This is a genomic window from Janthinobacterium sp. BHSEK (genome assembly GCF_056174685.1).
Genome location: NZ_JBWBYV010000100.1, coordinates 1 through 4,299 on the forward strand (window position 1 = coordinate 1; position 4,299 = coordinate 4,299).

Here is a 4,299-nt window from a genome sequence, read left to right on the forward strand (position 1 = left end):
ACACCTGCATGTCGATTCCTGGAGCAAGCTGCCAGCCGAGCGGCAAGCGCAGCAAGTCCAGAAGCTGGCCATCCCCTGCTGGCCGCAGTTTGCGCGCCTGAAAGCGAGGCTGACGGATGTCCCCGTCATCGCCAAGGCTACGCCACGCGCTCCGCGGCCCGGCAGCGTCTGATGCCAGGCCAGTCAGGCGGGCGTCCCGTCAGGCCAGCGCGCCCGCCTGCTCCAGCAAGGTTGCGCGGAAAATTCCCACCAGCGGGCGCAGATTCACCTTGTGCCAGGCCAGCCACAAGGGCGTGCGATAGCTGAACCACGGCAACTCGCGCACGACGACGCCGGCCGGCGCGTGCTGGCGCAGGCTGTGCTGGATCATGGCCATGCCCAGCCCGGCCGCCACCAGGCCCAGCGCCGTCAGCGGCTCCGTCGCTTCCATGCGGATATCGGGCGTAAAACCGGCGCGCGCGCAGGCGGCGATGAAGTTATCGTGTTTCAGCACGCTTTCCTTGTGCAGCACGGCAATCCACTCCTGGCCCGCCAGGTCGGCCGGGGTCAGCTCGGCCTTGGCTGCCAGCGGGTGCGCCTGCGGCAAGGCCAGCAGCATGGGGTCGCTCAGCACTTGCGCGCAATCGAGGTCGGGGTCGTTCGGCAACGGCGGTTCGCACAGCAGTGCAATATCAAGGCTGCGCTGGCGCAAGCCCTCGATCTGCTCGGCCGAATGCAGGTTGTACAGGGCAACGTGCACTTGCGGCCGCGTGGCGCGCAAGGCGCGCAAGCCGTCGGGCAAGACGCCCGCATGCATGGCGTTCTCGATGTAGCCGATGCACAGGCCGCCCTCGTCGCCGCGCCCCAGGCGTTTTGCCAGCGCTTCCAGCCGGTTCCCGTGGGTAATAAAAGCGCGCGCTTCGGCCAGGAAGGTATGGCCGTCGCGCGTCAGGCGGATGCGCTGCGCGCTGCGCTCGAACAAGGTCAAACCGAGCTTGTCTTCGAGCTGGGCGATCTGCCGGCTCAGCGGAGATTGGGAAATATGCAGGCGCTCGGCGGCCCGTCCCACGTGTTCTTCCTCGGCGACGGCGATGAAGTATTGCAATTGGCGTATGTCCAGCATATCAGACCTTTCAGGACTCAAGTTGTGCAAATTATGTCTTGGACAGGCTTAACTTGTCCAGCTATTCTGTCTCCATTCACTCACTCATTGAAGGAAAAACACCATGACGATCAAACACTTACTGACAGGCAAACTGGGTTTCGGCACGGCGCCGCTGGGCAATATGTTCCGCAACATTCCCGAAGCAGAAGCGCTGGCCACCGTCGACGCCGCCTGGGAATCGGGCATCCGCTATTTCGACACGGCCCCGTTCTACGGCGCCGGCCTGGCCGAGCTGCGCCTGGGCGCGGCCCTGAAACAGCGCCGCCGCGACGATTACATATTGAGCACCAAGGTCGGGCGCCTCATCCTCGACGAGCTGGAAGACCCGGCCACCCGCGCACTGGGCGAAAAAGGCGGCTTGTTCGAATTCGGCCGCAAAAACAAGATCGTCGACGACTATTCGGCCGACGCCACCCTGCGCTCGATCGAAGACAGCCTCAAGCGCCTGGATACGGACCGCCTCGACATCGTCTGGGTCCACGACATCGCGCAAGACTTCCATGGCGACAACTGGCTGGCGCAATTCGAGATTGCCCGCACGGGCGCCTTCCGCGTGCTGACCCGCTTGCGCGAAGAAGGCGTCATCAAGGCCTGGGGCGTGGGCGTGAACAAGGTGGAACCGCTGGAACTGACCCTGGATTTAAGCGAAGCGCAGCCCGATGCCTTCCTGCTGGCCGGGCGCTACACCCTGCTCGACCATGAACGGGCGCTGCAGCGGCTGATGCCGGCCGCGGCAAGCCAGAACGTCGACATCGTCGTCGGCGGCCCCTACAGCTCGGGCATCCTGGCCGGCGGCGCGCACTTCGAATACCAGAAAGCTTCGCCCGCCATCATCGCCAAGGTCGAACGTATCAAGGCCATTGCCGCGCGCCATGGCGTCAGCGTGAAGGCGGCCGCCCTGCAGTTTTCATTGGCGAACCAGGCCGTGGCCGCCGTGATCCCCGGCGCCAGCCGTCCCGAACGCCTGGCCGAAGACCTGGCAGCCCTGAACAGCGTCATCCCCGCCGCCTTCTGGCACGACATGCGCGCCGAACAGCTGGTGGCGGCCAACGCTCCGCTGCCAGCTGGCGCCAACTAATATAGACAAGGAACTTACCATGGCACACACCACCACCTCGATCGACATCGCCGCCACGCCGGAAAAGGTCTGGCAACTGATCGGCGGCTTCGACTCGCTGCCCGACTGGCTGCCCTACATTCCCAGCAGCACCTTGAGCGACGGGGGCCGCATCCGCCACCTGGCCACCCCGGCAGGCGACGTCATCGTCGAGCAGCTGGAAGCGTATGACAACACGGCGCGCAGCTACAGCTATTCGATTCTGCAGGCGCCGTTTCCCGCCAGCGATTACCTGTCGACACTGCAAGTCCAAGCACTCGCCGATGGCGCTGGCGCACGGGTCACCTGGTCCGGCCGCTTCACGCCCGTGGGCGTGAGCGAGCAGGAAGTGACCGACTTGTTCCACGACATCTATACGGCAGGATTGAAAGCGCTGCAGCAAACGTTGGCGAACTAAGACCATTTCCGCCACAGCCGGGTTTTCTTCGCCTGCCCTGTGGCGGAATCGCAGGTATTCCGTGTTATCGTTAACAACAAGAGCAAACAATGTTATGTGCAGTGCAGCATATTTTGGCCGCCGCCCAGCAGAGCTTGCCCGAATCTTTTACAATGTTGTCTTTGGGCAGTTCTCATCGCCCGAAAATACCGGCCAGCCGTCGATTCTGGTGGCGCATTGCCACTTCCGGCCGGGCCATCGCGCGCCTCTCCACCCTGTCATTCTTTACCCAAACAACAAGAACATGCACGCCTCCGTAGACCCATTGATTCCGCGCGTCACCGCGCCTTTTGGCGCTGGCTATGCCGATCTGGCCCTGGCAATCGGCGGCCTCGCCATCGGCACAGGCGAATTCGCCTCCATGAGCATCCTGCCCGTCGTGGCCGACGACCTGGGCACGACCTTGCCCCAGATGAGCCATATGATCAGCGCCTACGCGCTGGGCGTGGTCATCGGCGCGCCCCTGATCACGATCTTCCTGGCGCGCATGCCGCGCCGGCTGATGCTGATCTGTTTGATGCTGATGTTCGCTGGCGGCAACTTGCTCAGCGCCATCGCCCCCAACTACGGTTTGCTGGTCGTCGCCCGCTTCGTCGCCGGCATCCCGCATGGCGCGTATTTCGGCGTGGCAGCGCTGGTGGCGGCCGCCCTGGCCGAACCCGACCGGCGCGGCCAGGCAGTCGCCCGCGTGCTGATGGGCTTGACGGTGGCAAATATCTTCGGCGTGCCCCTGGCCACCTACATCGGCCAGACCCTGGGCTGGCGCTCGGCCTTTTTGCTGGTCGCCGCGCTGGGTTTATTGACCATGCTGATGGTGCGCATCTTCGTGCCGATGGTCGCCGCCGGCGATTCGAGCCCGCGCCGCGAACTGGGCGTGTTCCGCCGCCTGCAAGTGTGGCTGACCCTGCTGATGGTGGCGATCGGCTTCGGCGGCATGTTCGCCGTCTACACGTTTATTACGCCAACCTTGCTGGAAATTACGAAAGTCTCGCCCCTGGTCATCTCGATCCTGCTGGCCATCATCGGCGTGGGCATGACGGTAGGTAATCTGATCGGCGGCTGGCTGGCCGACCGCTCGCGCCTGTGGACGATCTTTGGCGTACTGCTGTGGAACGTGGCCGCCCTGGCCGCGTTTACCTATACCAGCAGCAACGTCTGGCTGACGGCGATCAACCTGTTCGCCATCGGCGCCGGCATCGCCGTCGCCCCGGCCGTGCAGACGCGCCTGATGGACGTGGCCGGCGACGCGCAAACCGTGGCCGCCGCGCTCAACCACTCCGCCTTCAACATCGCCAACGCCCTGGGCGCCTGGGCCGGCGGCATCGCCATCGCCATGGGCATGGGCTTGCGCTCGACGGGCTGGGTGGGCGCCATGCTGGCCTGCGGCGGCATCGTCGTGCTCGGCATTTCCGTGCTGGTGGAAAACCGCAGCCGCAATGTGGGCGGTGTGCAGCCGGCTTGATGCTTGTGCATAGGTAGGATAATTTTCTCTGTATAGTTATCATTTCCTATATCATGAATATAGATCGGATCTCGCAACTCCTGCGCATCCGATTTCTTTACATGATGAAGCGTGCAGCCATGAACGAAGCAGTCATCGCC

The 4,299-nt window shown here is 63.9% G+C and carries 4 protein-coding genes; 3 read left to right on the plus strand and 1 reads right to left on the minus strand.

The window, feature by feature from the left end; translation table 11 throughout:
- Positions 1-199 precede the first annotated feature (199 nt).
- Positions 200-1,102 carry a LysR family transcriptional regulator gene (locus AC0V2Y_RS26405; RefSeq protein ID WP_475417927.1) on the minus strand — a complete coding sequence of 301 codons (903 nt, stop codon included), beginning with the start codon at positions 1,100-1,102 and terminating at the stop codon, positions 200-202.
- Positions 1,103-1,205: 103 nt separating this feature from the next.
- Here AC0V2Y_RS26405 and AC0V2Y_RS26410 point away from each other — a divergent pair, with 103 nt between their 5' ends.
- From AC0V2Y_RS26410 to AC0V2Y_RS26420, 3 genes are all read left to right on the plus strand, one after another.
- A complete protein-coding gene (locus tag AC0V2Y_RS26410) occupies positions 1,206-2,222 on the plus strand; it encodes an aldo/keto reductase (RefSeq protein WP_475417926.1) in 1,017 nt (338 codons plus the stop codon).
- A 19-nt stretch (positions 2,223-2,241) separates the two neighbouring features.
- Positions 2,242-2,658 (plus strand): SRPBCC family protein, encoded by a 417-nt coding sequence (locus AC0V2Y_RS26415; RefSeq protein ID WP_475417925.1) that lies wholly within the window; start codon positions 2,242-2,244, stop codon positions 2,656-2,658.
- Between the two features lie 283 nt (positions 2,659-2,941).
- Positions 2,942-4,159 (plus strand): MFS transporter, encoded by a 1,218-nt coding sequence (locus AC0V2Y_RS26420; RefSeq protein WP_083287090.1) that lies wholly within the window; start codon positions 2,942-2,944, stop codon positions 4,157-4,159.
- The last annotated feature ends 140 nt before the right edge of the window (positions 4,160-4,299 follow it).